Below are 25,682 nucleotides of genomic sequence, written 5' to 3' on the forward strand. Positions count from 1 at the left end.
CGGTTTCATCCATTGGTGCCAGTTATCGATGCATTTGGCCGCGAAGGCAGGATTTGGTCAGCATAGCGGTCAACCGGGAAGCGAAACACACCCCGCAAGTTGATGCTCTCCAGCCTGGTGGGCGCAATCTTCTCGATCAGTTCCGGTGGAATGACCTGGCGGCGGTTCGACCAGCGATCCAGGACCGCCTGCATCTGTGAGGTATTCCACGCCATCACGATGTTGGCCATCAGGCTCAACGCATCGGCCACAGCCTGCATTTCATCGACACGTTTGGCCTGCGCCGGGCTGATCCGGCCGGTATAAATGGCGCGCTTGAGGGCGTTAACAGCCTCGCCCCGATTGAGCACCCGGCGCAACTCGTTCCTGAAAGCGTCCTTGACAAAGTAGTCAGCCAAAAACGCCGTACGCAGCAACCGCCCCAATTGCACGCCAGCCTCATAGATTGGATCGCCCTGGGCGGCAGAACCGAACCGCGCAAGAGCTGCCACCGCACTGGCATGTCCGCTCATGACCGAGGCTGCCAGGTGCACCAGACTATCCCAATGCTTTTCGATCAAAGCGACGTCGACATTGGCTTCGCACACCGCAGCGATTTCTGCGGGCACTTTGGTGCCGCGTGGCACAAAGAGGTGGCGCTGTTTGAGTTCCTTCAACCGCGGGCAAAGATCAAAACCAAGCAAACGGGCATGTGACATGGCAAAGTCGGTGTAGCCATGGGTATCCACAGCAAGCTGGCTGGTCTCCAGCTTTTCTTGGCGGATGACACCTTCAATGGCCACGCCCGCCTGGCGCTCATTGAGCACAAAGGGCTGCGCATGGAAGATGCCCCACCGGTCTTTTACATGGGAGTAGATTCCAATGGAAGGTGTGTTGCGCCGAGGATCAAGCCGGGCTTGCCACACCCGTTTGGTGGTCTCCATGGTCATCATGTCAGAAGATGCCAAATCGGACCGCCCCCAGGTGGCGGCAATCGGGTGTCGCTGCATGAATTCCAGCACAGCCTGGCAGGCCTGGCTCAGACGCCGTTCGTCCCGCGCCCAGCGCATGGCCTGGCGAATGCTGGTGGCAGACAATTGCGGAATCATGCGCGCGCATTCGACCGCAGTCAGACTGGTGCCGTGGGCCATGATGCCGGCATAGACCATCAGCAGCTCGTCGGTAGAGCGCGGCTCACGTCCGAGCATGATCCAGCTAAAGCGCACCTGGGCGTCAACGGCCAGAATCACTTCCGGCAATTGAACCTCACCGATGCGGTGATCCAAAGCCGCGCGCAGCTTGGTCACTTCTGGGTCTTCGTCCTCTGCGGGCAATGGCGACAAATGGAGTTCATCATCCACGCGCAGTACGCCACTGCGGGCTGCAGCGGCCACCGCATCGACACCGGCAGTTACTCTGGCCAGCAAAGGCTTCAAGAAAGTGGCAGCCTTGCTGGGTAACGATAGACGGGCATAGTGTTTCTTGGACTCTGCCTGCCAACGCTCGTCCGTGAAGAACAAGCGCGCACGACCCCGAAAGCTCAGGCTGTGCTCAATCCAGACCGAGCCATTGCGCACCGCGCGGCGCAGGGCAAACAGGGTGGCCACCTCCAACGCCTGAAACGCCCGTTCCCGGTCTGGGCTGGAGATCGAAACCTGCCAGATCATTCCCAGACTTGGTGCCACCACTTCAACTGGCAGCTTTCTGGATCCTTTGAGATATAAAGCTTGCAGCTTGGCAAGGTACTCGATGGCAGGATGCTCGCCGGTGGCCTGCCAGGGCAGCTTTGCAATGGCGACGAGCAACGACCGCACGGGGCGAATTCCATCAATCAATCCCTCGCGGACCAGGGAGGCCCTGCTCGGTGGTTTGCGTTTCTGGGTTTCGGTGATCAAGGCTTCAAGACGGGCACGCAACTCAGCATCTGGCACCGCACCTTGCGCGCTCAAGGCAACAAGTTCGCCGAGCAGCGTTTTGTACATTGCGGCCCAATTGACGGTAGCGGGGACATCGGCGGCAGCCTGACGCCACAGATCGGCGATCCGGCGCTGCACCATAAGGATCAACTGGTCTGTGGTGGTGAACAGGCAATACCGAAGAAAGCATGCGACCTCCACGGTGCGCGCTGGCTCTTTGATCTTGGCTCCGGCTGAGGGCGGCCTGGAGACAAGTCGGCGCGCGTAGCGGCGCAAGATGAGATCGGGGATGTCTGCCAGGTGCTTATGAACGTCCAGCGTGTAAAGCAGGTCGATGCGCTCCAGTACCTCGCTGATTTGGCGGGTTGAGTGTTTCGCCGGTGCAGCCCATAGCCAACTCTGCTGGGTTTGTCCATCTGGGCGCAGCTCTGAAACTGAGGCTCGCCAGCGATCAAGTGTTGCTGGATCAACGCTGGCGGCGATGGCGGTGCCTGTTTCAACTTCAAGCTGGGCAAGTGCCGCCGCAATCAGTGTCCGAATTGCCCGCTCGTGCACGATCACCAGCTTGTTCTTGTACAGCCATTGACGCGCCCGCACGAGTAGCTGATCGCGGTCGGCGCAGCGCGCCACTTCGTCGCGCAGTTCACGTACCAGTGAGCGGCGCTGGTGCTCGCTCATCCACTGGAATCCAAGGACCGTGCAGGCTACTTGTTGGTGATCGAATAGCGTGCGCCCGCGTTCATACATGGCTCTCAGCGAGGCGACTTCTGGTGCTGCAATGCCAAGCTCGTTGCCAAGGTGGCGCCACAAGGCTACTGGAATTACCCGAAAGGCACCGAGCAAACGCCCACTCATGCGCAGGAAACCAATATGGAGCGCCAGACCAAGCTTGTGGGAATCACCTCGGCGTGCATTGATTGCGTCGCGCTCGGCACCATCGAAGGTGAAAAATGCCTTCATCTCGAAGTCGCTGATATCGCGGGGGAGCCCACGCATCCCCAAAAACGTTGTGTGCCAACCCTGCATCGTGAACCTCAAAAGTGGGAGGCCACCATACCCGTTTACAAAGCGAACAGGAAAGTCAATGAAATCAACGGTCTACCCAGACCACCCCCGCGCCAGTGCTAGCTTTGCGTACCGTCACTTATTGCACTGAAAACGAGGAGACCCCTTCCCATGCGCACGCACCACCTCCAGGAACATGGCCAGCACCGGCGACGGATCGCCGCGCCGGTAGAGGCAGCTCAGCTCCAGGTCCTTGAGGTGGCGGCTGCGCAAGGGCACGAACACCACGCCCGGCAGGCGCAGGCTGGCGGCCGACCGGGTGGCGATGGTCAGCCCGAAGCCACTGGCCACCAGGGCCACGGCCGTCACCACGTCCTCGACGTCCTGCTCGACCGCCAGCCGCACGCCTTCCTGGCGGAAGGCCTCGGCCACTTCCTGCGCCAGCCCGTGGATGGCCTCGTTGGGGTAGAGGATCATGGGCAGCCCGTCGAGGTCGGCCATCCCGACCTGCCTGCGCTGCGCCAGCGGGTGCGCTTCGTGCATCGCCACCAGCAGCGGCTCGCGCAACACCGACTCGACCACCAGGTCCGGCTCGGGCGGGATCAGGCGGTTGAAGCCCACGCTGATGCGCCGTTCGCGCAGCGCCTGCAGCTGCTCGGACTTGGTGAGGTTGTGCAGCGCGATGCGCACCTCGGGCCGCTGCGCGTGGAACTTCGCGAGCACGCGGGGAATGACGTCCAGCACGCCCGAGCCGTAGATGCCCACGTCGAGCTGGCCGGTCAGGCCCTGCGCCGCGCGCCGCGTGCGCTCGGCCGCGCGCTGCGCCAGGTGCAGCAGGTTGGGCACCTCGTCCAGCAGCGTCTGGCCCGCCTCGGTCAGCTCCACGCCGGCCGGTGTGCGCAGGAACAGCGGCGCCCCCATCTCGTCTTCCAGCGCCTTGATCTGGCGCGACAGCGGCGGCTGCGCCATGTGCAGGCGCTCGGCCGCGCGGGTGAAGTTGCGCTCTTCGGCGACCGCCAGAAACTGGCGCATGTCTTTGAGATCCATGGGGCCTCCTGGTTCGGCTCGCAATACCTCACCAGTATAGGGTCGCAAAAATTCGGTATTGGACGGTATGACCGCTCCGCCCTATCTTTGGCAGCTGAAGCTGCTGCGTTGAAGAAGAACTGAGACATGTCCCTGTTTGATTCCCGCCCCAAGTTCGCAGTGCACGTGGCCCAGACGGACGAGACCTTTCCCTGCGCCGGCAATGAAAGCCTGCTCACCGGCATGGTCCGCCTGGGCCGCAAGGGCATCCCGGTGGGTTGCGTCAACGGCGGCTGCGGGGTCTGCAAGGTCCGCATCGTCGAGGGACAGATCAAGGCCCTGGGGCCGATCAGCCGTGCACACGTGACGCTCGACGAAGAGAACCAGGGCTACACGCTGGCATGCCGCGTGGCACCCCAGACGCCGGTGAACCTCGAAGTGGCCGGCAAGTTGAGCAAACCGTTTTCCAAGGGGCGCGCAGAGTCTGCGACTGCCAGCCCTTCGATTCAGCAGCAGTAACCAACCACCAGGAGACACAACATGGGTGTGATGCGCATCGGGCACGCGAGCCTGAAAGTGATGGACATGGACGCCGCCGTCCGGCACTACGAGAACGTGCTGGGCATGAAGACCACCATGAAGGACAAGGCGGGCAACGTCTACCTCAAGTGCTGGGACGAATGGGACAAGTACTCGGTCATCCTGACCCCGTCGGACCAGGCCGGCATGAACCACCTGGCCTACAAGGTCGAGAAGGAAGCCGACCTTGAAGCGCTGCAGCAGAAGATCGAGGCCTGGGGTGTGAAGACCACCATGCTCGACGAAGGCACCTTGCCCTCGACCGGCCGCATGCTGCAGTTCAAACTGCCCAGCGGGCACGAAATGCGCCTGTATGCCAGCAAGGAGTTTGTCGGCACCGACGTGGGCAACATCAATCCCGACCCCTGGCCCGACGGCCTCAAGGGCGCGGGCGCCCACTGGCTGGACCACTGCCTGCTGATGTGCGAGATGAATCCCGAGGCCGGCATCAACACCGTGGCCGACAACACCCGCTTCATGACCGAGGCGCTGGACTTCTTCCTGACCGAGCAGGTGCTGGTCGGACCCGAAGGCAACATGCAGGCGGCGACCTGGATGGCCCGCACCACCACGCCGCACGACATCGCCTTCGTCGGTGGGCCGCGCAGCGGCCTGCACCACATCGCCTTCTTCCTGGACTCGTGGCACGACGTGCTCAAGTCCGCCGACGTGATGGCCAAGACCAAGACGCGCATCGACGTGGCCCCCACCCGCCACGGCATCACGCGCGGCGAGACGATCTACTTCTTCGACCCGAGCGGCAACCGCAACGAGACCTTCGCCGGCCTGGGCTATCTGGCCCAGCGCGACCGGCCGGTGACGACCTGGACCGAAGACCAACTGGGCAGCGGGATCTTCTATCACACGGGCTATCTGGTGCCGTCTTTCACCGAGGTGTACACGTGATCACCCCCCTGCGCCACTGACGCGGCTTCCCCCCTCTCTGGCGCGCCTTCGGCGCTTGGAGGGGGGACGGCACCTGAGGCCCGGCGGAGCCGGTTCCTCGGTGCCCCTCGAACTGGAGTCACCTTTCTCTCGCCGCTTCTTCTTATGACATCCGCTCTCTCTGTTCCATCTTCCGTCATCACCGCATCTGCGGCTTCGTTGGCCTGTCAGGCGGCGGTGGCGCATGCGGAGGCATCGGGCATTCGCATCAACGTGGCCGTGACCGATGCCTCGGGCACGCTGACCGCGTTTCTGCGCATGCCCCATGCGTTTCTGCATTCGATCGACATCGCGATCGACAAGGCCTACACCGCGGCCAGCTTTGGCTTCCCCACCTCGCAGTGGGGCGGCGTGATCGGCGACGACGAGCTGCTGCGCATCGGCCTGAACCAGCGCCAGCGCCTGGTGCTGTTCGGTGGCGGCCTGCCCATCGTGGCCGGTGGCCAGCGCATCGGCGGCATCGGCGTGTCCGGCGGCTCGGCCGAACAGGACGAAGCCTGTGCCCGCGCCGGCCTGAAGGCCCTGGGCCTCGACTGACTTTTCTTTTCCTTCCTCACGCACCATGAAACAGTTCCTGAACTTCATCAACGGCGATTTCGTCGCCACCGCCAAGACCTTCGAAAACCGCAACCCGGCCACCAACGAGGTCGTAGGTCTGGTGCACGAGGCCGGTCAGGCCGAGGTCGACGCGGCCGTGGCCGCGGGCCGCGCCGCGCTCAAGGGCGAGTGGGGCACGATGAGCGTGGTCAAGCGCGCCGAACTGCTGCACGCGGTGGCCGACGAGATCAACCGCCGCTTCGACGACTTCCTCGCCGCCGAACTGGCCGACACCGGCAAGCCGCGCTCGCTGGCTTCGCACATCGACATCCCGCGCGGCGCCGCCAACTTCAAGATCTTTGCGGACATCGTCAAGAACGTGCCGACCGAGAGCTTCCAGATGACCACGCCCGACGGCGGCACTGCCATCAGCTACGGCCTGCGCACACCCCTGGGCGTGGTCGGCGTGATCTGCCCCTGGAACCTGCCGCTGCTGCTGATGACCTGGAAGGTCGGCCCGGCCCTGGCCTGCGGCAACACCGTCATCGTCAAACCCTCGGAGGAAACCCCCGCCACCGCGACCCTGCTGGGCGAGGTGATGAACGCGGTCGGCGTGCCCAAGGGCGTGTACCAGGTGCTGCACGGCTTCGGCCCCGGCTCGGCCGGCGAATTCATCACCAAGCACCCGGGTGTCAACGGCATCACCTTCACCGGCGAGACCCGCACGGGTGAAGCCATCATGGCCGCCGCCGCCAAGGGTGTGCGCCCGGTGTCGTTCGAACTCGGCGGCAAGAACGCCGGCATCGTGTTCGCCGACGCCGACTTCGACAAGGCCATCGCCGGCATCACCCGCAGCGCCTTCGAGAACTGCGGCCAGGTCTGCCTGGGCACCGAACGCGTGTACGTGCAGCGCCCGATCTTCGACAAGTTCGTCGCCGCGCTGAAAGAAAAGGCTGAGGGCCTGAAGATCGGCGGCCCCGACATGCCGGGCGTGGGCATCGGCCCGCTGATCTCGGCCGAACACAAGCAGAAGGTCATGGGCTACTACGCCAAGGCCAGGGCCGAGGGGGCGACCGTCGTCACCGGCGGCGGTGAACCGGCCATGACGGGCGAGTACGCCAACGGCCACTTCGTGCAGCCCACTATCTGGACCGGCCTGCCCGAAAGCGCCAGCGTGATCCGCGAGGAGATCTTCGGCCCCTGCTGCCACATCGCCCCCTTCGACACCGAAGAGGAAGCGATTGCGCTGGCCAACGCCACCGACTACGGCCTGGCGACCACCGTGTGGACGCAGGATCTGGGCAAGGCGCACCGCATGGCCGCGGCCATCGAGGTCGGCCTGTGCTGGATCAACAGCTGGTTCCTGCGTGACCTGCGCACCGCCTTCGGCGGCAGCAAGGCCTCGGGCATCGGCCGCGAAGGCGGCGTGCACTCGCTGGAGTTCTACACGGAACTCCGCAACGTGATGGTGAAGCTGTGATCTCCCCCCTGCGCCGCTGCGCGGCTTCCCCCCTCCGTTGCGCGTCTTCGACGCTTCGAGGGGGACGCCGCCTGTGGCCCGGCATAGCCGGTTCCACGGCTGCCCTGGACGAACGGCCTCGTGCGCCGACAGCGAGTGGGCCGGGGCGACTGGTGCAGTGAAGTAAAGGAGGAGGCGAGCGCGCAGCGACCGACGGGGGACATGAACGGAACCAGTCGTCCCGGCCCACTCGCCGCCCCTTCAAAGCAAAGACCTCAAGGACAAGACACATGAATGCCCCACACAACCCTGAAATTGCGCTGAGCGTTCGCACAGGCAGCTTCAACACCAACGTGCACGACCTCGGCAGCTCCAAGCCGGGACAGCCTCCGGTGCTGTTCATCCACGGCTCCGGTCCGGGTGTAAGCGCCTGGGCCAACTGGCGCCTCGCCATGCCGGTCATCGCCAAGGATCGGCGAGTCATCGCGCCCGACATGGTGGGCTTCGGCTACACCGACCGCCCCGCCGGCATGACCTACAACATGGACACCTGGGTCCAGCAGGCGCTGGATGTCATGGACGCGATGGGCGTCGAGAAAGCCGACGTGGTCGGCAACAGCTTTGGCGGCGCGCTCTCGCTGGCGCTGGCGATCCGCGCGCCGCAGCGCGTGCGCCGCCTGGTGCTCATGGGCTCGGTCGGTGTGCCCTTCCCGATCACGCCGGGCCTGGACGCGGTCTGGGGCTACGAGCCCTCGCTGGCCACCATGAAGCGCCTGCTGGACATCTTCGCCCACAGCCGCGCGCTGGTCACCGACGAGCTGGCCGAGCTGCGCTACCAGGCCAGCATCCGCCCCGGCTTCCAGGAATCCTTCTCGGCCATGTTCCCGGCCCCGCGCCAGCGCTGGGTCGACGCCATGGCCAGCCCCGAATCGGCGATCCGCGCGCTGCCGCACGAGACGCTCATCGTCCACGGCCGCGAGGACCAGGTGATTCCGCTGCAGACCTCGCTCACGCTGAGCCAGTGGATTCCCAACAGCCAGCTGCACGTGTTCGGCCACTGCGGCCACTGGACGCAGATCGAACACGCCGCGCGCTTCGCCCAGCTGGTGTCGAACTTCCTCGCCGAAGCCGACGCGCAGGGCGCCGCGTCCGCCTGACCCCTTTTCCCACACAGAACACCATGGACAACTCCAAGATCCAGCACTACGGCGACGAGCTCTACCAGTCGCTGCTCGACCGCCAACCCGTCGCTCCGCTGACCGACCGCGAAGCGGACATCACCATCGAGGACGCCTACCAGATCCAGCTGCGCATGATCCAGCGCCGGCTGGACGCGGGCGAGCGCGTGGTGGGCAAGAAAATAGGCGTGACGAGCAAGGTCGTGATGGACATGCTCAAGGTCAACCAGCCCGACTTCGGCCACCTGCTCTCGGGCATGGTCTACAACGAAGGCCAGCCCATCCCGGTGAGCAGCATGATCGCGCCCAAGGCCGAGGCAGAGGTCGCCTTCATCCTGGCGCGCGACCTCGAAGGCCCCGGCGTCACCGCGGCCGACGTGCTGCGCGCCACCGACTGCGTGATGCCGTGCTTCGAGATCGTCGACTCGCGCATCAAGGACTGGAAGATCAAGATCCAGGACACCGTGGCCGACAACGCCTCCTGCGGCGTGCTCACGCTCGGCGGCCTGCGCAAGAGCCCGCGCGACCTCGACCTCGCGCTGGCCGGCATGGTGCTGGAAAAGAACGGCGAAATCATCAGCACGTCCTGCGGCGCATCGGTGCAGGGCTCGCCGGTCAACGCGGTGGCCTGGCTGGCCAACACGCTCGGCCGTCTGGGCATCGGCCTCAAGGCCGGCGACATCATCCTCTCTGGCTCGCAGTCGCCGCTGGTGCCGGTGGTCGCGGGCGACAGCCTGTATTGCAGCGTCGGCGGCCTGGGCGGCACGTCGGTGCGTTTCGTCGCCTGAGCGGGAAGGAAACAACCACATGAAACTCGACAAGAACACCCTCGCCCAGCTCGCCGAGCACCTGGAAAACGCCGAGCTGAAGGCGCACGACGTCACCAAGATCACCGACGACCACCCGGACATGGACTGGGACGACGCCTACGCGATCCAGGACCTGATCCGCGCGCGCAAGGAAAGCCGTGGCCACAAGACGGTGGGCCTCAAGTGCGGCCTGACCTCCTACGCCAAGATGAAGCAGATGGGCGTGGACACGCCGGTCTTCGGCTTCGTCAGCGACTACATGGCCTGCGCCGAAGGCAGCGACATCAAGACCTCCGAACTCATCCACCCCAAGGTCGAGGCCGAGATCTGCGTCGTCACCAAGGCGCCGCTCAAAGGTCCGGGCTGCCACGTCGGCGCCGTGATGGCCGCGATCGACTTCGTGATCCCCGGCGTGGAGATCATCGACAGCCGCTACCGCGACTTCAAGTTCGACCTCAAGAGCGTGATCGCCGACAACACCTCGGCCTCGCGCTTCGTGATCGGTGGCCGCGCCCGTCGTGTGGAAGACCTGGACCTGCGCACGCTGGGCGTGGTGCTGGAGAAGAACGGCCAGATCGTGGCCATGGCCGCCGGCGCCGCCGTGATGGGCCACCCGGCCGCCGCCATCGCCGCCCTGGCCAACCACCTGGGCGCGCGCGGTCAGGAGATCCCGACGGGCAGCTTCATCATGACCGGCGGCGTGACCGAAGCCATTGCGGTGCAGGCCGGCGACAGCGTGAACGTGCGCTTCCAGGACCTGGGCACGGTTGGCATGCGATTCGTCTGAGCGCCGCCCTGAGCCGCCTGCACCCATGAACGCACCCGCCACCCCGTCGCGCGCCGTGACCGTGCTGGTCACGCGCCGGGTCGCACCCCAAGGCGTGGCCGGCTTCGAGACGGCCATGGCCGGCATGATCGAGGCAGCGACCCACTTCCCCGGCCACCTGGGCGGCCACCTGGGCGGCCAGCTGGTGCGCCCTGGCGAGGCCGGCGGCGGCGACGAGCCCCTGCTCTACCACGTGGTCTTCGCCTTCGACAACGAGGCGCACCTGGCCGCCTGGCAGGACTCGCCCGAGCGGGCCCGCTGGCTCGCGCAAGTCGCACCCCACACCGTCGGTGCGCAGGAGATGCGCCGGGTCAGCGGGCTGGACTACTGGTTCGCGCCGGCGGGCAGCACCACCAAGGCGCCGCCGCGCTGGAAGGTGGCGATCGTGACTTGGCTGGGCATCTTCCCGACCGTGCTGCTGCTGTTCCTCACCGTGGCGCCGCTGCTGGCCGACTGGCCGCTGGTGCCGCGCACCATGGTCATCACCGTGCTGGTGGTGGTCCTCATGACCTGGGTGGTGGCGCCGCGCCTGACCCGCTGGCTGGCCGGCTGGCTGCACGCCCGTCCGCCCGTAGGAGGGCGCCCATGAGCCCGGCACCACGCCCCCTGGCGGGGCAGACCGCCTTCGTCTCGGGCTCGACCGCTGGCATCGGCCTGGCCATCGCCCAGGCCCTGCTGGCCGACGGCGCCCATGTGGTGCTCAACGGCCGCGGCGAGGCGTCGGTGCAGCGCGCCCTGCAGACCCTGCGCCAACAGCACCCGCAGGCCGAGGTGTCGGGCATCGCCGCCGACCTGGGCACCGCCGCCGGCTGCGAGCAGGTGGCGACCCGGCTGGCCGATGTGGACATCCTGGTCAACAACCTCGGCATCTTCGAGCCCAAGCCCTTCGAGCAGATCGCCGACGCCGACTGGCAGCACCTGTTCGAGGTCAACGTGATGAGCGGCGTGCGCCTCGCCCGCGCCGCGCTGCCCGGCATGCTGACGCGCAACCGCGGCCGCATCGTCTTCATCTCCAGCGAGTCGGGCATCTGCCCGCCGGCCGAGATGGTGCATTACGGCATGAGCAAGTCGGCCCAGCTGTCCGTGGCACGCGGCCTGGCCGAGTGCTGCGCCGGCACCGCCGTCACGGTCAACAGCGTGCTGCCCGGCCCCACGCTGACCGAAGGCGCACGCGCTTTCTTCGACACGCTCGCCGCGCAGCAGGGCCTGAGCTTCGACGAAGCCGCGGCCCGCTTCTTCCGCGACGCGCGCCCCACCTCGCTGCTGCGCCGCTTCATCCGCCCCGACGAGGTGGCGGCCATGGTGGCCTACGTCTGCAGCCCGCAGGCCAGCGCCACCACCGGCGCCGCGCTGCGGGTGGACGGTGGCGTGGTGCGCACGCTCACCTGAACCTTTTTTCTTCTTCCCCCAGGAGTCAACCCATGACCAAAAAAATCAAGTGCGCCCTGATCGGGCCCGGCAACATCGGCACCGACCTGCTGGCCAAGCTGCAGCGCAGCCCCTTGCTCGAACCCGTGTGGATGGTGGGCATCGATCCCAACTCCGACGGTCTCAAGCGCGCCAAGGAGATGGGCATCAAGACCACCGCCGAGGGTGTGGACGGCCTGATCCCGCACATGAAGGCCGACGGTGTGCAGATCGTGTTCGACGCCACCAGCGCCTACGTGCACGCCGAGAACTCGCGCAAGGTCAATGAGCAGGGCGCGATGATGATCGACCTCACGCCCGCCGCCATCGGCCCCTACTGCGTGCCGCCGGTCAACCTCAAGCAGCACGTCGGCCAGCGCGAGATGAATGTGAACATGGTCACCTGCGGCGGCCAGGCCACCATCCCCATGGTCTACGCGGTCAGCCGCGTGCAGCCGGTGAGCTACGGCGAGATCGTCGCCACCGTGTCCAGCAAATCGGTCGGTCCCGGCACGCGCAAGAACATCGACGAGTTCACCCGCACCACGGCCGGCGCGGTCGAGAAGGTGGGCGGCGCCAAGAAGGGCAAGGCCATCATCGTGATCAACCCGGCCGAGCCGCCGCTGATCATGCGCGACACGGTGCACTGCCTGGTCGAAGGCACGCCCGACGAGGCCGCGATCACGAAGTCGGTGCACGACATGATCAAGGAAGTGCAGAAGTACGTGCCGGGCTACAAGCTGGTCAACGGCCCCGTCTTCGACGGCAACCGCGTCTCGGTCTTCATGGAGGTCGAGGGCCTGGGCGACTACCTGCCCAAGTACGCCGGCAACCTGGACATCATGACCGCCGCCGCCGCGCGCACCGCCGAGATGTTTGCCGAAGAAATCCTGAAGGGCGAGCTCGTGCTCGAACCCGTCGCCGCCTGATCCGGAGCACCCCATGAGCCAGCAAAAAATCACCCTGCACGACATGACCCTGCGCGACGGGATGCACCCCAAGCGCCACCTGATGACGCTCGAACAGATGAAGAGCATCGCCTGCGGCCTCGACGCCGCCGGTGTGCCGCTGATCGAGGTCACCCACGGCGACGGCCTGGGCGGCTCCAGCGTCAACTACGGCTTCCCGGCCCACTCCGACGAGGAGTACCTGGGCACCGTGATCCCGCTGATGAAGCAGGCCAAGGTCTCGGCCCTGCTGCTGCCCGGCATCGGCACCGTCGACCACCTGAAGATGGCGCACGGCCTGGGCGTGCACACCATCCGCGTGGCCACGCACTGCACCGAAGCCGACGTGAGCGAGCAGCACATCACCTTCGCCCGAAAGCTCGACATGGACACCGTGGGCTTCCTGATGATGGCCCACATGAACAGCCCCGAAGGCCTGGTGAAACAGGCCAAGCTGATGGAGGGCTATGGCGCCAACTGCATCTACATCACCGACTCGGCCGGCTACATGCTGCCCGCCGACGTGAAGGCCCGCCTGCAGGCCGTGCGCGACGCGCTCAAGCCCGAGACCGAGCTGGGCTTCCACGGCCACCACAACCTGGCCATGGGCGTGGCCAACTCGGTCGCCGCCATTGAATGTGGCGCCACCCGCATCGACGCTGCCGCCGCCGGCCTGGGCGCGGGCGCAGGCAACACGCCGATGGAAGTGCTGGTCGCCGTGCTCGACCGCATGGACGTGCAGACCGGTGTGGACGTCTGGAAGATCCAGGACGTGGCCGAAGACCTGGTCACGCCCATCATGGACTTCCCGATCCGCATCGACCGCGACGCGCTCACGCTGGGCTACGCCGGCGTGTACGGCAGCTTCCTGCTGTTCGCCAAACGCGCCGCCGTCAAGTACGGCCTGTCGGCGCGCGACATCCTGGTCGAACTGGGCCGCAAGAAGATGGTCGGTGGCCAGGAAGACATGATCGAAGACACGGCCATGACCATGGCTCGCGCGCGAGATGCGCGCGAGCAGAAAAAAGCGGCCTGAGGAACGCACCCTATGCAACGCAGAGATTTCATCGCCTCCGTGGGGGCCGGCCTGGCCCTGGCACCCGCCGCTGGTTGGTCGCAGGACGCCTACCCCGCCCGTCCCGTCAAGCTCATCGTGCCCTTCCCACCGGGTGGACCCACCGACATCATGGGCCGCACCGCCGCCAAGGCCATGGGCGACGCGCTGGGCCAGTCCTTCGTGGTCGAGAACAAGGCCGGCGCCGGCGGCAACATCGGCACCGACGCGGTGGCCAAGGCCGCACCGGACGGCTACACCATCGGGCTGTCGGCCATCAGCAGCCTGGCCATCGCGCCCTACCTCTACGACAAGCTGCCGTTCCAGGTGGAAAAGGACTTCGCCCCGATCTCGCTGGTGGGCACCACGCCCTGCGTGATCGTCGTGCACCCGAGCGCACCGTTCGCCGACCTCAAGGGTCTGGTGGCCTACGCCAAGGCCAACCCGGGCAAGCTCGGCTACGCCACGTCCGGCATCGGCACCAGCAACCACCTGGCGGCCGAGCTGCTGCAGTCGGTGGCCGGCATCGAACTCACCAACATCCCCTACAAGGGGTCGAGCCAGATCGTGCCGGACCTGCTCTCGGGCACGGTGATCATGAGCATGGAAAGCTCGCTGGCCACCACCTTGCAGCACATCCGCAGCGGCAAGCTCAAGGCGCTGGCCGTCACCTCGCCCACGCGCGCCAAGGCCCTGCCGGACGTACCGACCGTGGCCGAGTCCGGTTACCCCGGCTTCGCGGTGGAGACCTGGTTCGGCCTGGTCGCCCCCGCCGCCACCCCGGCCGCCGTCGTGCAGAAGCTGCACGACGCCTGGGCCAAAGGCGCCAAGACCGCCGAGGCCCAGGCCGCGTTCGACAACATCTCCGGCAACCTGCGCGTCACCACGCCCCAGGAGTTCGACGCCTTCATCAAGGCCGAGAACAACCGCTGGGGTGCCCTGATCCGCAAGCTGGACATCAAAGCCAACTGACCCAGGAGACCACCACCATGCCGTTCGCACAGATCTACATACTCGAAGGCCGCACGCCCGAGCAGAAGAAGGCCGTGATCGAGAAGGTCACCCAGGCGCTGCACGAGGCCATCGACGCGAAGAAGGAAACCATCCGCGTCTGGATCCACGAAATGCCCAAGGAGAACTGGGGCATCGCGGGCGTCAGCGCCAAAGACCTCGGCCGCTGACCAGGACCGGAATCGCCGCCCAGCGCTACCAGGGGCGCGTGGTGCAGGCGGCCCTGCAGGCCCATGGCCGCGTCGACGCGTCGGTGCACAACGTGGGCGGCACCATCTGGGTGCGTCTCGCCCGGTGCCATCGACAACGGCCAGCGCATCGTGCCGCGCAACCCGCAGCCGCTGAGCGAGGCCGAGACCGGCTGGATGAAAGCCATCTACACCCAGTTGCTGCGCGACACGCCGATGAACCGCCTGGGCACACCAGAAGAGATCGCCGCGGACTTGGCGGCCGGGTGGTGACAATGGGACACACCCTGTTCACCACACCCCGAGGAGAAGGCCCTTGAACGCTGCCCACCTGTCGCTGGCCGAGCACGCCGCCCGCCTGCGCCGCCGCGAACTGACGGCGGTGGCCCTGATCGACACCTGCGCGCAACACCACGCGCGCATGGAACCCCGGCTCAACGCCTACAAGACCTGGGACGGCGCGCGCGCCCGCAGCGCCGCCGCTGCGGTCGACACCCTGCTGGACCAGGGCCAGGACCTGGGCCCGCTGATGGGCTTGCCGGTGTCGGTGAAGGACCTGTACGGCGTGCCCGGCCTGCCGGTGTTTGCGGGCAGCGACGAGGCCCTGCCCGAAGCCTGGCAGGCGGCCGGCCCGCTGGTCGCGCGGCTGCAGCGGCAACTGGGCATCGTGGTCGGCAAGACGCACACGGTCGAGTTCGCGTTCGGGGGTCTTGGCGTCAACGCCCACTGGGGCACGCCCCGGAACCCCTGGTCACCCCACGAGCACCGCGTGCCAGGCGGGTCCAGCGCGGGCGCGGGCGTCTCGCTGGTGCAGGGCAGCGCCCTGCTGGCGCTGGGCACCGACACCGCCGGTTCGGTGCGCGTGCCCGCGTCCATGACCGGACAGGTGGGCCTGAAGACCACCGTGGGGCGCTGGCCGGTCGAAGGCATCGTGCCCCTGTCGTCCTCGCTCGACACCGCGGGCGTGCTCACCCGCACGGTGGAAGACCTGGCCTACGCGTTCGCCGCCCTCGACACAGAGAGCCAGGGCCTGCCCGCGCCTGCCCCGGTGCGCGTGCAAGGACTGCGCGTCGGCGTGCCGACCAACCACTTCTGGGACGACATCGACCCGAGCATCGCCGCCGCCGTGGAAGCGGCCGTTCAGCGCCTCGCCCAGGCCGGCGCGCAGGTGGTCCGGTTCCCGCTGCCGCACTGCGAGGAAGCCTTCGACATCTTCCGCCGCGGCGGCCTCGCAGCGTCCGAACTCGCGGCCTACCTCGACCAGCACTTCCCGCACAAGGTGGAGCGGCTGGACCCGGTGGTGCGCGACCGCGTGCGCTGGGCCGAGCAGGTGTCTTCCGTCGAGTACCTGCGGCGCAAGGCCGTGCTGCAGCGCTGCGGCGCGGGCGCGGCCCGGTTGTTCGACGACGTCGACGTCCTGCTCACGCCCACCGTGCCCGCCTCGCCGCCGCGGCTGGCCGACATCGGCACGGTGGAGACCTACGCGCCGGCCAACATGAAGGCCATGCGCAACACCGCCATCAGCAACCTGTTCGGCTGGTGCGCGCTGACGATGCCCGTGGGCCTCGACGCCAACCGGATGCCGGTGGGCCTGCAGCTGATGGGGCCGCCGCGCGCCGAAGCGCGGCTGATCGGCATCGCGCTCGGCATCGAGGCCCTCATCGGCCAGGGCCACGCGCTGCTGGGCGCGCCCGACCTGCCATAGCCGGCGCGCCCCACCCTCAACCTTTCCAGGCGGAGCCCCCCCATGACCCAGACGCCCAACCAACTCGCCGAAGCGATCTGGGCCGCCCGCCAGGCCGGTCGGACACTGGACGCCGCAGCCACCATCGGCACGCCCGACCTCGCCACCGCCTACGCCATCCAGCGCGCGCTGCTCGGCCTGCGCCTGGCCGCCGGCGAGCGCGTGGTCGGGTGGAAGCTGGGTTACACGTCGGAAGTGATGCGCCGCCAGATGGGCATAGCCCGGCCCAACATCGGGCCGCTGACCGACCGGATGCTGCTGAACTCGGGCGACGCGGTGCACGAGCGCCTGGTGCAGCCGCGGGTCGAACCCGAGATCGGGCTGCGCCTCCAAACCGCCCTCGACGCGCGGCACGCGCCCGTCGACCGCCACACCGTGGTCGCCGCCGTGGAGGGCGCCTACGCCTGCCTCGAAGTCGTGCACTCCACCTGGACAGGCTACCGCTTCAACCTCGAACAGAACACCGCCGACAACTCGTCCGCCGGCCAGGTCGTCGTCGGGCCACGCCTGCCGGTGACCGACCTGATGGCGGCGGGCACCGTGGCGGTGCGCCTGCACGACGGCAGCCACCACACGCTGGGACAGGGCGTGGGCGCCGATGCCGACGGCCACCCCCTTGACGCGGTGGCGCGGCTGGCGCGGGAGCTGGCCGCGTTTGGTCAGCGGCTGGAGGCGGGTGATCTGGTGATCACGGGTGGGCTGACAAAGGCTTGTGAGCTGGAGGTGGGGGGGAGGTTGACGGGAGTGTTTTCGTTTGGGGACGCTTGGTCGGTAGATGTGACTGTGCGGCGTCTGTGAAACGACACTTGATAGGTGCGGATCGCCTGCACATCAACCCGGTCAACGAACGGCTCGGGGTCGTCTCAGAAAACGGAAAATAAAGCACGCTAAGCAGGTTGCAACGGCCGCAGCGGCCTGAACTTGCCCGCGCCGATCTTGGCGCTGCTGCGCCAGAGGTAATCGCCGGTCAGGTTGATGTGCTCCCAGCCGAGCGGCGACAGGTACTGCAACAGCGCGTCATCGACGGCGTGGCCGTTGCCCCGCAGCGCGTGCGCAGCCCGTTCCAGATAGACCGTGTTCCATAGCACGACGGCCGCCGTCACCAGGTTGAGGCCGCTGGCACGGTAGCGCTGCTGCTCAAAGCTGCGGTCGCGGATTTCACCCAGACGGTTGAAGAACACGGCGCGGGCCAGCGCATTGCGGGCTTCGCCCTTGTTCAGCCCAGCGTGCACGCGACGGCGCAGCTCCACGCTTTGCAACCAATCCAGGATGAACAGCGTGCGCTCGATACGCCCCAGCTCGCGCAGGGCCACGGCCAGGCCGTTCTGGCGCGGATAGCTGCCGAGCTTGCGCAGCATCAGCGAAGCCGTCACCGTGCCCTGCTTGATCGACGTGGCCAGCCGTAGAATTTCATCCCAATGGGCGCGAATAGCCTTGATGTTCAGTCTGTCGCTGCTAATCATCGGCTTGAGCGCGTCGTAGACGGTGTCGCCCTTGGGGATGAACAGCTTGGTGTCGCCCAGGTCGCGGATGCGCGGCGCAAAGCGGAAGCCCAGCAGGTGCATCAGGCCAAATACATGATCGGTGAATCCTGCCGTATCGGTGTAGTGCTCCTCGATGCGCAGGTCGGACTCGTGGTACAGCAAGCCGTCGAGCACATAGGTCGAGTCGCGCACGCCGACATTGACCACCTTGGTGTGGAATGGCGCGTACTGGTCGGAGATGTGGGTGTAGAAAGTCCGCCCAGGACTGCTGCCATATTTCGGGTTGATGTGGCCAGTGCTCTCGGCCTTGCTGCCGGTTCGGAAATTCTGGCCGTCCGACGATGACGTGGTGCCGTCGCCCCAGTGCTCGGCGAAGGGATGCCGGAACTGCGCATTGACCAGTTCGGCCAGCGCCGACGAATAGGTTTCGTCGCGGGTATGCCAGGCTTGGAGCCAGGCGAGCTTGGCGTAGGTCGTTCCGGGGCAGGACTCCGCCATCTTGGTCAGACCCAGGTTGATGGCGTCGGCCAGGATCGTGGTCAGCAGCAGGTTCTTGTCCTTGGCCAGGTCGCCCGATTTCAGGTGCGCGAAGTGCCGGGTGAAGCCTGTCCATTCGTCTACCTCCAGCAGCAGTTCGGTGATCTTGACGTGCGGCAGGATCATTGCTGTCTGGTCGATCAGCGCCTGCGCGGTGTCGGGCACCGCCGCATCGAGCGGCGTGATCTTCAGGCCCGACTCCGTGATGATGGCGTCCGGCAGCTCGTTGGCCAGCGCCATGCGGTTGACGGTGGCGAGCTGCGTTTCCAGCAGCGTCAGCCGGTCATGCAGGTACCGGTCGCAGTCGGTGGCCACGGCCAGCGGCAATTCGCTGGCCTGCTTGAGGCTGGCGAATTTCGCGGGCGGCACCAGGTAGTCCTCGAAGTCCTTGAACTGGCGCGACCCCTGCACCCAGATGTCGCCGGAACGCAACGCGTTCTTCATCTCCGACAGCGCGCACAGCTCGTAGTAGCGCCGGTCGATGCCGGTGTCGGTCATGACCAGCTTCTGCCAGCGCGGCTTGATGAACTCGGTCGGCGCGTCGGCGGGCACCTTGCGGGCGTTGTCGCTGTTCATGCCGCGCAGCACCTCGATGGCGTCGAGCACGTCCTTCGCGGCGGGAGCGGCCCGCAGCTTGAGCACGGCAAGGAATTCCGGCGCGTAGCGGCGCAGCGTGGCGTAGCTTTCGCCGATGCGGTGCAGGAAATCGAAGTCCTCGGGCTGCGCAAGCTTCTGCGCTTCGGTGACGCTCTCGGCGAAGGCATCCCAGGACATGACGGCCTCGATGGCGGCGAACGGATCGCGGCCCGCCTGCTTGGCCTCGATCAGCGCCTGGCCGATGCGGCCGAACAACCGCACCTTGGCGTTGATCGCCTTGCCGGACGCCTGGAATTGCTGCTGATGCTTGTTCTTGGCGGCGTTGAACAGCTTGCCCAGGATGCGGTCGTGCAGGTCGATGATTTCGTCGGTGACGGTGGCCATGCCCTCGATGGCAAGCGCCACCAGGGTGGCATAGCGTCGCTGCGCCTCGAACTTGGCCAGGTCGGCGGGCGTCATCTGGCCACCCTCACGGGCGATCTTGAGCAGGCGGTTCTGGTGCACCGACCGCTCGATGCCAGAAGGCAGGTCGAGCGCCTGCCACGCTTTGAGGCGTTCGATGTGTTCCAGCATGTGCCGCGAATTCGGTTTGACGGGCGATTGGCGCAGCCAGGCCAGCCAGGTCGTTTTGCCGTTGTCCCGACGCTTGAGCAGATCGTCGAGGCGGCGGCGATGCGCGTCCGACAGCGGTTCGGCCAAGGCATCGTAGATGCGCCGGTTGGCGCGGGTGATTGCTTCGGCGCTCGCCCGCTCGACGGCGTTGAGGGCAGGCAGAATGACCGACTGCTGCCGCAGGTGCTCGATCAAGGTGCTGGCCAGCACGATGCCCTTGTCGGTCTGCAAGGCCATCTCGGTCAGCAACTGGACGGCCTGCCGGTAGTGGCCCATGGTAAAGGGCTGGAAGCCGAACACCGTTTGCAGTTCGACCAGGTGCTCGCGCCGGGTCTGCTCCCGCTGCCCGTATTCGTCCCAGCTTTCGACGCTGACCTTGAGCTGGTCGGCGACCAGTTTCAACAAGGGCGGAAACGGCGGCTCATCGACGCCCAGGATGACACCAGGAAAGCGCAGGTAACAGAGCTGCACGGCGAAGCCCAGCCGGTTGGCCGGGCCGCGCCGCTGCCGGATGATGGAGAGGTCGGTTTCGCTGAACGTGTAGTGACGGATCAACTCATCCTTGGTGTCCGGCAACGCCAGCAGGCTTTCGCGCTCGGCGGCGGACAGGATTGAACGACGTGGCATATTTACTGATCCGTTCTCAAGTATTGATACAGGGTTTCGCGACTGATTCCGAATTCACGAGCCAGCTTGGTCTTTTGCTCGCCAGCCTCGACACGTTGGCGCAGTTCGGCAATACGCTCAGACGACAGGGATTTCTTCCTGCCACGGTAGGCCCCGCGCTGCTTGGCGAGCGCGATGCCCTCGCGCTGCCGCTCGCGGATCAAGGCGCGTTCGAACTCGGCGAACGCGCCCATTACCGACAGCATCAGGTTCGCCATCGGCGAGTCCTCGCCGGTGAAGGTCAAATGCTCCTTAAGGAACTCGATGCGTACGCCGCGCTGGGTGAGGCCCTGCACCAGGCGGCGCAGGTCGTCGAGGTTGCGCGCCAGACGATCCATGCTGTGCACCACGACCGTGTCGCCTTCGCGCACGAAGGCGAGCAGCCGTTCCAGTTCGGGCCGCCGTGTGTCCTTGCCCGACGCCTTGTCGGTGAACACTTTATCCACCTGGATCTGTTCGAGCTGCCGTTCTGGGTTCTGGTCGAAGCTGCTGACGCGGACGTAACCGATGCGCTGACCGTGCAAGGTATCCTCCTGAGGGAAATGTGTCAGGAAGAAATCTATGACCCTTGACGGCGCATGTCAATCAATTCGGAAGGCAACTCTATTCTGACGATTTAGCGCCGGATGGTCTGACGCCAAGTTAGGGCATGCCTCAATCTGACGGTAGCGAGTCGCAGGCGTTCGGATCGGCATCGGTTTCGTTCCCTGTCTTGGCACGCGCTTCGAAGCGTTGATAACACTCCAACCCGCAGAAGTGCTCGACGTATTCCGCGCCTTCCGGGGTGAAGGCGGCATCGAGCGGGATTTCCTTGCAGCACACGCAGCAACTGGTGGTGGTCGAGTCACTTGCATTCATGGTGGCACCCCTCCATTGACTGACGAAGACGGCGAATGCCGCCGCCGGCATTGGCTTCGCGAACAGGAAGCCTTGTCCTGTGTCGCAGTCCGCTTGTCGCAATAGATCAAGACTCGCCGATGTTTCCACGCCTTCAGCCACCACATCCATGCCCAGCCCGTGCGCAAGCTGAATCACGGTGTGCACGATGGTTTGGTCGCGGCGGTCGTTGGCGAGCCCGGCGACAAACGATTGGTCGATCTTGAGCGTGCTGATTGGGCAGCACTTCAGATGTTGCAGACAGGAATACCCCGTCCCGAAGTCATCGGCGGCGAAGCGCACACCGATCTGCCGCAAGGCGTCCAGGGCGGGGAAGATCGCCGGATCACCAAACGCGACCGATTCGGTCAGCTCGATTTCGAGATACTCGGCGGGCAACTCGGCATCAGCCAGCACGCCCTTTACCCACCCGTCGAAGTCCGGTCCCACTTGGCTCGCCGAAACATTGACGGCCAGCCGGAACGGTCGCCATGCCAGCATTCGCCAGTCACGCATCTGGCGGCAGGCTTCGCCCAGCACCCAAGCGCCGATTTCAGGCATCAGGCCGGACGATTCGACCACGGGCAGGAACTGGCCCGGTGGCAATAGTCCAAGCGTCGGATGACGCCAGCGCAACAGGGCTTCCGCGCCGACAATCCCACCACTGCGCAGATCGACGACGGGCTGGTAGTGCAGTTCAAGCTGCCCGCGCTCGACCGCTTGGGCCAGTTCCGGCGTCGTCCATCCATCCGGCCGGAAAGCGCTCATTCTCTTTCCCTGAATGCCCGCAACGCCCGCGACAGGGACAGAAGGAACAGGCCGGTCAAACCGAGCGCCGCGATGACCCAATGCTCGCCGAGGAAAGCACCGGCGGTTGTGCCGGCCAGCACGACAGCGAGGATGGGCAGGTGGCAGGGGCAAGTCAGCACAGCCAGTCCGCCCCACAGGTAGCCGGTGATCGGTTTGTGCGTCTCGGACGGCAAGCGCTCGGGGTTGTTCATGGCAGACTCTCCGCGTGCTGTGCCGGCTCGGTCGGCAGGGTGGCCAACTGCACTTCCAGATCGGCCAACGCTTCGCGCCGACGCTCGACGAACTGACGCAGCAGGGCAAGCTGCGCGGCCGCTTCGTCGCCGTCCGCCGCATCCAGCGCCCGGCACAGCCGCGCCAGCGCGTCGAGGCCGATGCCCGCCTCGAAGGCCGCCCGCACGAAGCACAGCCGTTGCAAGGCGGCGTCATCGAACAAGCCGTAGCCGCCTGGTGTGCACGCCACCGGGCGCAGCAATCCGCGCAGCAGGTAGTCGCGCACGATATGCACGCTCACCCCGGCATCAAGAGCCAGCCGGGACACCGTGTAGGCGTTCATTGAACACCTCCTTTTTCTCACCCGGCGCAGCAGGAAAGCTGCTTCACATCCTTGTTGAAGGTCTGCGCCGCGAGCTTCAACCCCTCGACCATCGTCAGGTAGGGGAACAACTGGTCGGCCAGTTCCTGCACCGTCATGCGGTTGCGAATGGCCAGAGCCGCCGTCTGGATCAGTTCACCCGCTTCCGGCGCGACCGCCTGTACGCCGATCAGCCGATGGCTGCCTTCCTCGATAACCAACTTGATGAAGCCGCGTGTGTCGAAGTTGGCGAGCGCACGCGGCACGTTGTCCAAGGTCAAGGTGCGGCTGTCGGTCTCGATCCCGTCGTGGTGGGCTTCCGCCTCGCTGTAGCCCACGGTCGCCACTTGCGGATCGGTGAACACCACGGCCGGCATTGCGGTCAGGTCGAGCGCCGCATCGCCGCCGGTCATGTTGATCGCGGCACGGGTGCCGGCCGCTGCCGCCACATAGACGAACTGCGGCTGGTCGGTGCAGTCGCCGGCCGCGTAGATGTTCGGGTTGCTCGTGCGCATGCCTTGGTCGATGGCGATGGCACCTTGCGCATTGACAGTGACCCCCGCTGCGTCCAGCGCGAGGCTGCGCGTGTTCGGTGTCCGACCGGTGGCAACCAGCAGTTTGTCGGCGCGCAATTCACCGTGCGTGGTGGTCAGCACGAATTCACCGTCCATATGGGCGACCTGGCTGGCTTGCGTGTGCTCCAGCACCTCGATGCCCTCGGCACGGAAAGCGGCTGTCACCGCCTCGCCGATGGCCGGGTCTTCACGGAAGAACAAGGTATTGCGCGCCAGGACCGTGACCTTGCTGCCCAGCCGGGCAAAGGCTTGCGCCAGCTCCAGCGCCACCACCGACGAGCCGATTACGGCAAGGCGTTCGGGAATGGTGTCGCTCGCCAGGGCCTCGGTGGAAGTCCAGTAGGGTGACTCTTTCAAGCCCGGAATCGGCGGGACCGCCGGGCTGGCACCCGTGGCGACCAGGCAGCGGTCGAACATCACGACGCGCTCGCCACCCTCGTTCAAACGGACGGTAAGGCTCTGGTCGTCCTTGAAGCGCGCCTCACCGTGCACAACGGTGATGGCCGGATTACCGCCCAGGATGCCTTCGTACTTGGCGTGCCGCAGTTCGTCGACGCGGGCCTGCTGCTGGGCCAGCAGCTTACTGCGGTCAATCGTAGGCACAGTTGCCGCAATACCGCCATCGAACGGGCTTTCCCGGCGCAGATGGGCGATGTGGGCGGCGCGGATCATGATCTTGGACGGCACACAGCCGACATTGACGCAGGTGCCGCCGATGGTGCCGCGCTCGATCAGCGTGACCTGCGCGCCTTGCTCGACGGCTTTCAGCGCCGCCGCCATCGCGGCTCCACCGCTGCCAATGACCGCTACCTGCACCGGGGGCTCGTTGCCACTGTGCTTTTCGGCGGCGGCCATCCATCCCCGCACCTTGTCGAGCAGTCCGACGCGGTTGTCCGCCAGTGGCGCATCGGCTAGCGTTGCCTTGTAGCCCAGTCCGGCCACGGCGGCAGTCAGCGCGTCCGGCGATGTGCCCGGCACGATGGCGAGTTGCGCTGTGCCCTTCGGATAGGACACCAGCGCCGACTGCACGCCTGGCACTTTTTCCAGCGCTTCCTTGACGTGCGCCGCGCACGAGTCGCAAGTCATGCCGGTGATTTTTAGATGGGTCATGCAACAGATCCTTTATCGTTTGTGGCGCCAGACAATGACGTCCGTTGTGCTGCGGTGCCGTTTTCAGTGACTCACTGCTTGACGCTGGACGGATAGCCCGCGTCTGCGGTTGCCTTGGTCAGCTTCTGCACGCTGGTCTTGGCATCGTCGAAGGTGACGACCGCTTGGCGTGTCTCGAAAGTCACGTCAACTTTGCTGACGCCTTCGACCTTGGAAATCGCCTTCTTGACAGTGATCGGGCAGGCGGAGCAGGTCATGCCCGGTACGGACAGCGTGACGGTCTGGGTGGCGGCCCAGACGGGGGCAACAACGGCGGCGAGGGCGAGGGAGGCAAACAGTTTCTTCATGGTGAACTCCGATCAGTAGAAAAATGGCATGACGTAGGGAAATCCGAGCGCGACCAGAACCAGCGCGGCCACGATCCAGAAAATGAGCTTGTAAGTAGCTCGCACTTGGGGAATCGCGCAGACCTCACCCGGTTTGCAGGCCGCTGCCTGCCGGTAGATGCGCCGCCAGGCGAAGAACAACGCCACCAGCGCCACGCCGATAAAGATGGGGCGATAGGGTTCCAACACCGCCAAGTTGCCGATCCAAGCGCCGCTGAACCCCAAGGCGATCAGAACCAACGGCCCGAGGCAGCAAGCCGAGGCGAGGATGGCGGCAAGCCCTCCAGTGAAGAGCGCGCCGCGCCCGGTTTTTGGTTCAGACATGCGCTTGTCCTTTCGAATTGAAATTGGATAGCGTAACCTTACTTCCGTACTCATGTACGGAGTCAAGCGATATGGAAAACAATTTGGAGAACCTGACCATTGGCGTTTTCGCCAAGGCGGCCGGGGTCAATGTGGAGACCATCCGTTTCTATCAGCGCAAGGGCTTGTTGCTGGAGCCTGACAAGCCCTATGGCAGCATCCGCCGCTATGGCGAGGCGGATGTAACGCGGGTGCGCTTCGTGAAATCAGCCCAGCGGCTGGGCTTCAGCCTGGATGAGATCGCCGAGCTGCTGCGGCTGGAGGATGGCACCCATTGCGAGGAAGCCAGCAGTCTGGCCGAGCACAAGCTCAAGGACGTGCGCGAGAAAATGGCTGACCTGGCGCGCATGGAGGCCGTGCTGTCTGAGTTGGTGTGCGCCTGCCATGCGCGAAGGGGGAACGTTTCCTGCCCGCTGATCGCGTCACTACAGGGTGGAGCAAGCTTGGCAGGTTCGGCTATGCCTTAGCGTGCTTTATTTTCCGTT

27 protein-coding genes are annotated in these 25,682 nt (G+C 65.9%); 17 read left to right on the top strand and 10 right to left on the bottom strand.

What is annotated here, in order from left to right; translation table 11 throughout:
* Positions 1 to 5: 5 nt before the first annotated feature.
* On the bottom strand, positions 6 to 2,921 hold the full coding sequence (locus tag GWL_RS08595) for a Tn3-like element IS1071 family transposase (protein ID WP_034350331.1): 2,916 nt from the start codon (positions 2,919 to 2,921) through the stop codon (positions 6 to 8).
* Between the two features lie 114 nt (positions 2,922 to 3,035).
* Positions 3,036 to 3,947, bottom strand: coding sequence for a LysR substrate-binding domain-containing protein (locus GWL_RS08600; RefSeq protein WP_008328845.1), 912 nt, complete (start codon positions 3,945 to 3,947; stop codon positions 3,036 to 3,038).
* A 126-nt stretch (positions 3,948 to 4,073) separates the two neighbouring features.
* On the opposite strand from GWL_RS08600, the gene GWL_RS08605 reads away from it, so the two are divergent.
* The 16 genes from GWL_RS08605 (at position 4,074) to GWL_RS08680 (ending at position 17,408) form a co-directional block, all read left to right on the top strand.
* Positions 4,074 to 4,445, top strand: coding sequence for a 2Fe-2S iron-sulfur cluster binding domain-containing protein (locus GWL_RS08605; RefSeq protein ID WP_008328848.1), 372 nt, complete (start codon positions 4,074 to 4,076; stop codon positions 4,443 to 4,445).
* A 21-nt stretch (positions 4,446 to 4,466) separates the two neighbouring features.
* On the top strand, positions 4,467 to 5,411 hold the full coding sequence (locus GWL_RS08610) for a catechol 2,3-dioxygenase (RefSeq protein WP_008328854.1): 945 nt from the start codon (positions 4,467 to 4,469) through the stop codon (positions 5,409 to 5,411).
* Between the two features lie 144 nt (positions 5,412 to 5,555).
* Positions 5,556 to 5,987 (top strand): heme-binding protein, encoded by a 432-nt coding sequence (locus GWL_RS08615; RefSeq protein WP_034350336.1) that lies wholly within the window; start codon positions 5,556 to 5,558, stop codon positions 5,985 to 5,987.
* Between the two features lie 25 nt (positions 5,988 to 6,012).
* A complete protein-coding gene (locus GWL_RS08620; RefSeq protein ID WP_008328859.1) occupies positions 6,013 to 7,467 on the top strand; it encodes a 2-hydroxymuconic semialdehyde dehydrogenase in 1,455 nt (484 codons plus the stop codon).
* 269 nt (positions 7,468 to 7,736) lie between these two features.
* Positions 7,737 to 8,603 carry an alpha/beta fold hydrolase gene (locus GWL_RS08625; protein WP_008328861.1) on the top strand — a complete coding sequence of 289 codons (867 nt, stop codon included), beginning with the start codon at positions 7,737 to 7,739 and terminating at the stop codon, positions 8,601 to 8,603.
* Between the two features lie 23 nt (positions 8,604 to 8,626).
* Positions 8,627 to 9,412, top strand: coding sequence for a 2-oxopent-4-enoate hydratase (gene dmpE / locus GWL_RS08630; protein ID WP_008328863.1), 786 nt, complete (start codon positions 8,627 to 8,629; stop codon positions 9,410 to 9,412).
* A 19-nt stretch (positions 9,413 to 9,431) separates the two neighbouring features.
* Positions 9,432 to 10,220, top strand: coding sequence for a 2-oxo-3-hexenedioate decarboxylase (gene dmpH / locus GWL_RS08635; RefSeq protein ID WP_008328869.1), 789 nt, complete (start codon positions 9,432 to 9,434; stop codon positions 10,218 to 10,220).
* A gap of 25 nt (positions 10,221 to 10,245) precedes the next feature.
* A complete protein-coding gene (locus tag GWL_RS08640; RefSeq protein WP_008328872.1) occupies positions 10,246 to 10,848 on the top strand; it encodes a hypothetical protein in 603 nt (200 codons plus the stop codon).
* Positions 10,845 to 11,648 (top strand): SDR family NAD(P)-dependent oxidoreductase, encoded by an 804-nt coding sequence (locus GWL_RS08645; RefSeq protein WP_008328873.1) that lies wholly within the window; start codon positions 10,845 to 10,847, stop codon positions 11,646 to 11,648. The genes GWL_RS08640 and GWL_RS08645 overlap by 4 nt, the downstream gene beginning before the upstream one ends.
* Positions 11,649 to 11,680: 32 nt before the next feature.
* Positions 11,681 to 12,595, top strand: coding sequence for an acetaldehyde dehydrogenase (acetylating) (locus GWL_RS08650; RefSeq protein WP_008328875.1), 915 nt, complete (start codon positions 11,681 to 11,683; stop codon positions 12,593 to 12,595).
* Positions 12,596 to 12,608: 13 nt separating this feature from the next.
* Positions 12,609 to 13,649: a 4-hydroxy-2-oxovalerate aldolase gene (gene dmpG / locus GWL_RS08655; RefSeq protein ID WP_008328878.1), complete on the top strand. Its 1,041-nt coding sequence runs from the start codon at positions 12,609 to 12,611 to the stop codon at positions 13,647 to 13,649.
* A 12-nt stretch (positions 13,650 to 13,661) separates the two neighbouring features.
* Positions 13,662 to 14,639 (top strand): tripartite tricarboxylate transporter substrate binding protein, encoded by a 978-nt coding sequence (locus GWL_RS08660; RefSeq protein ID WP_008328880.1) that lies wholly within the window; start codon positions 13,662 to 13,664, stop codon positions 14,637 to 14,639.
* Complete coding sequence (locus GWL_RS08665) at positions 14,636 to 14,848, top strand: 2-hydroxymuconate tautomerase (RefSeq protein ID WP_255347959.1); 213 nt, start codon at positions 14,636 to 14,638, stop codon at positions 14,846 to 14,848. The genes GWL_RS08660 and GWL_RS08665 overlap by 4 nt, the downstream gene beginning before the upstream one ends.
* Before the next feature lie 63 nt (positions 14,849 to 14,911).
* Complete coding sequence (locus GWL_RS08670) at positions 14,912 to 15,139, top strand: cis-(methyl)benzoate dihydrodiol dehydrogenase (protein ID WP_008328886.1); 228 nt, start codon at positions 14,912 to 14,914, stop codon at positions 15,137 to 15,139.
* Between the two features lie 43 nt (positions 15,140 to 15,182).
* Entirely contained in the window at positions 15,183 to 16,571 is a 1,389-nt protein-coding gene (locus GWL_RS08675) for an amidase (protein ID WP_008328889.1), read from the top strand.
* Between the two features lie 42 nt (positions 16,572 to 16,613).
* On the top strand, positions 16,614 to 17,408 hold the full coding sequence (locus GWL_RS08680; RefSeq protein ID WP_008328897.1) for a 2-keto-4-pentenoate hydratase: 795 nt from the start codon (positions 16,614 to 16,616) through the stop codon (positions 17,406 to 17,408).
* 89 nt (positions 17,409 to 17,497) lie between these two features.
* On the opposite strand, the gene GWL_RS08685 is transcribed toward GWL_RS08680, so the two are convergent.
* From GWL_RS08685 to merT, 8 genes are all read right to left on the bottom strand, one after another.
* Positions 17,498 to 20,467, bottom strand: coding sequence for a Tn3 family transposase (locus GWL_RS08685; protein WP_008328900.1), 2,970 nt, complete (start codon positions 20,465 to 20,467; stop codon positions 17,498 to 17,500).
* 2 nt (positions 20,468 to 20,469) lie between these two features.
* On the bottom strand, positions 20,470 to 21,030 hold the full coding sequence (locus GWL_RS08690; protein ID WP_003124096.1) for a recombinase family protein: 561 nt from the start codon (positions 21,028 to 21,030) through the stop codon (positions 20,470 to 20,472).
* A gap of 130 nt (positions 21,031 to 21,160) precedes the next feature.
* Positions 21,161 to 22,150, bottom strand: coding sequence for a DUF3330 domain-containing protein (locus GWL_RS23870; protein WP_003132006.1), 990 nt, complete (start codon positions 22,148 to 22,150; stop codon positions 21,161 to 21,163).
* Positions 22,147 to 22,383, bottom strand: coding sequence for a broad-spectrum mercury transporter MerE (gene merE / locus GWL_RS08700; protein ID WP_003132004.1), 237 nt, complete (start codon positions 22,381 to 22,383; stop codon positions 22,147 to 22,149). The genes GWL_RS23870 and merE overlap by 4 nt, the downstream gene beginning before the upstream one ends.
* Positions 22,380 to 22,745 carry a mercury resistance co-regulator MerD gene (gene merD / locus GWL_RS08705; RefSeq protein ID WP_000995360.1) on the bottom strand — a complete coding sequence of 122 codons (366 nt, stop codon included), beginning with the start codon at positions 22,743 to 22,745 and terminating at the stop codon, positions 22,380 to 22,382. Before merD ends, merE begins: the two co-directional genes overlap by 4 nt.
* 17 nt (positions 22,746 to 22,762) lie before the next feature.
* Positions 22,763 to 24,448 carry a mercury(II) reductase gene (gene merA, locus GWL_RS08710; protein ID WP_003158917.1) on the bottom strand — a complete coding sequence of 562 codons (1,686 nt, stop codon included), beginning with the start codon at positions 24,446 to 24,448 and terminating at the stop codon, positions 22,763 to 22,765.
* Between the two features lie 71 nt (positions 24,449 to 24,519).
* Complete coding sequence (merP, locus tag GWL_RS08715) at positions 24,520 to 24,795, bottom strand: mercury resistance system periplasmic binding protein MerP (protein ID WP_003131987.1); 276 nt, start codon at positions 24,793 to 24,795, stop codon at positions 24,520 to 24,522.
* 12 nt (positions 24,796 to 24,807) lie between these two features.
* On the bottom strand, positions 24,808 to 25,158 hold the full coding sequence (merT, locus tag GWL_RS08720) for a mercuric ion transporter MerT (protein ID WP_003131974.1): 351 nt from the start codon (positions 25,156 to 25,158) through the stop codon (positions 24,808 to 24,810).
* 71 nt (positions 25,159 to 25,229) lie between these two features.
* Between merT and GWL_RS08725 the strand changes: the two genes are divergently transcribed.
* The gene (locus GWL_RS08725) at positions 25,230 to 25,664 is read left to right on the top strand and encodes a mercury resistance transcriptional regulator MerR (protein ID WP_003131969.1); all 435 of its coding nucleotides are present in this window, start codon (positions 25,230 to 25,232) and stop codon (positions 25,662 to 25,664) included.
* Positions 25,665 to 25,682 lie beyond the last annotated feature (18 nt).

Source organism: Herbaspirillum sp. GW103, assembly GCF_000261365.1.
Taxonomy (GTDB): Bacteria; Pseudomonadota; Gammaproteobacteria; order Burkholderiales; family Burkholderiaceae_D; genus Herbaspirillum.

Coding starts and splice junctions, on each gene's coding strand:
- GWL_RS08595 (WP_034350331.1), bottom strand. CDS start 2,921: ATGCAGGGTTGGCACACAACGTTTTTGGGGATGCGTGGGCTCCCCCGC.
- GWL_RS08600 (WP_008328845.1), bottom strand. CDS start 3,947: ATGGATCTCAAAGACATGCGCCAGTTTCTGGCGGTCGCCGAAGAGCGC.
- GWL_RS08605 (WP_008328848.1), top strand. CDS start 4,074: ATGTCCCTGTTTGATTCCCGCCCCAAGTTCGCAGTGCACGTGGCCCAG.
- GWL_RS08610 (WP_008328854.1), top strand. CDS start 4,467: ATGGGTGTGATGCGCATCGGGCACGCGAGCCTGAAAGTGATGGACATG.
- GWL_RS08615 (WP_034350336.1), top strand. CDS start 5,556: ATGACATCCGCTCTCTCTGTTCCATCTTCCGTCATCACCGCATCTGCG.
- GWL_RS08620 (WP_008328859.1), top strand. CDS start 6,013: ATGAAACAGTTCCTGAACTTCATCAACGGCGATTTCGTCGCCACCGCC.
- GWL_RS08625 (WP_008328861.1), top strand. CDS start 7,737: ATGAATGCCCCACACAACCCTGAAATTGCGCTGAGCGTTCGCACAGGC.
- dmpE (WP_008328863.1), top strand. CDS start 8,627: ATGGACAACTCCAAGATCCAGCACTACGGCGACGAGCTCTACCAGTCG.
- dmpH (WP_008328869.1), top strand. CDS start 9,432: ATGAAACTCGACAAGAACACCCTCGCCCAGCTCGCCGAGCACCTGGAA.
- GWL_RS08640 (WP_008328872.1), top strand. CDS start 10,246: ATGAACGCACCCGCCACCCCGTCGCGCGCCGTGACCGTGCTGGTCACG.
- GWL_RS08645 (WP_008328873.1), top strand. CDS start 10,845: ATGAGCCCGGCACCACGCCCCCTGGCGGGGCAGACCGCCTTCGTCTCG.
- GWL_RS08650 (WP_008328875.1), top strand. CDS start 11,681: ATGACCAAAAAAATCAAGTGCGCCCTGATCGGGCCCGGCAACATCGGC.
- dmpG (WP_008328878.1), top strand. CDS start 12,609: ATGAGCCAGCAAAAAATCACCCTGCACGACATGACCCTGCGCGACGGG.
- GWL_RS08660 (WP_008328880.1), top strand. CDS start 13,662: ATGCAACGCAGAGATTTCATCGCCTCCGTGGGGGCCGGCCTGGCCCTG.
- GWL_RS08670 (WP_008328886.1), top strand. CDS start 14,912: ATGGCCGCGTCGACGCGTCGGTGCACAACGTGGGCGGCACCATCTGGG.
- GWL_RS08680 (WP_008328897.1), top strand. CDS start 16,614: ATGACCCAGACGCCCAACCAACTCGCCGAAGCGATCTGGGCCGCCCGC.
- GWL_RS08685 (WP_008328900.1), bottom strand. CDS start 20,467: ATGCCACGTCGTTCAATCCTGTCCGCCGCCGAGCGCGAAAGCCTGCTG.
- GWL_RS23870 (WP_003132006.1), bottom strand. CDS start 22,150: ATGAGCGCTTTCCGGCCGGATGGATGGACGACGCCGGAACTGGCCCAA.
- merE (WP_003132004.1), bottom strand. CDS start 22,383: ATGAACAACCCCGAGCGCTTGCCGTCCGAGACGCACAAACCGATCACC.
- merD (WP_000995360.1), bottom strand. CDS start 22,745: ATGAACGCCTACACGGTGTCCCGGCTGGCTCTTGATGCCGGGGTGAGC.
- merA (WP_003158917.1), bottom strand. CDS start 24,448: ATGACCCATCTAAAAATCACCGGCATGACTTGCGACTCGTGCGCGGCG.
- merP (WP_003131987.1), bottom strand. CDS start 24,795: ATGAAGAAACTGTTTGCCTCCCTCGCCCTCGCCGCCGTTGTTGCCCCC.
- merT (WP_003131974.1), bottom strand. CDS start 25,158: ATGTCTGAACCAAAAACCGGGCGCGGCGCGCTCTTCACTGGAGGGCTT.
- GWL_RS08725 (WP_003131969.1), top strand. CDS start 25,230: ATGGAAAACAATTTGGAGAACCTGACCATTGGCGTTTTCGCCAAGGCG.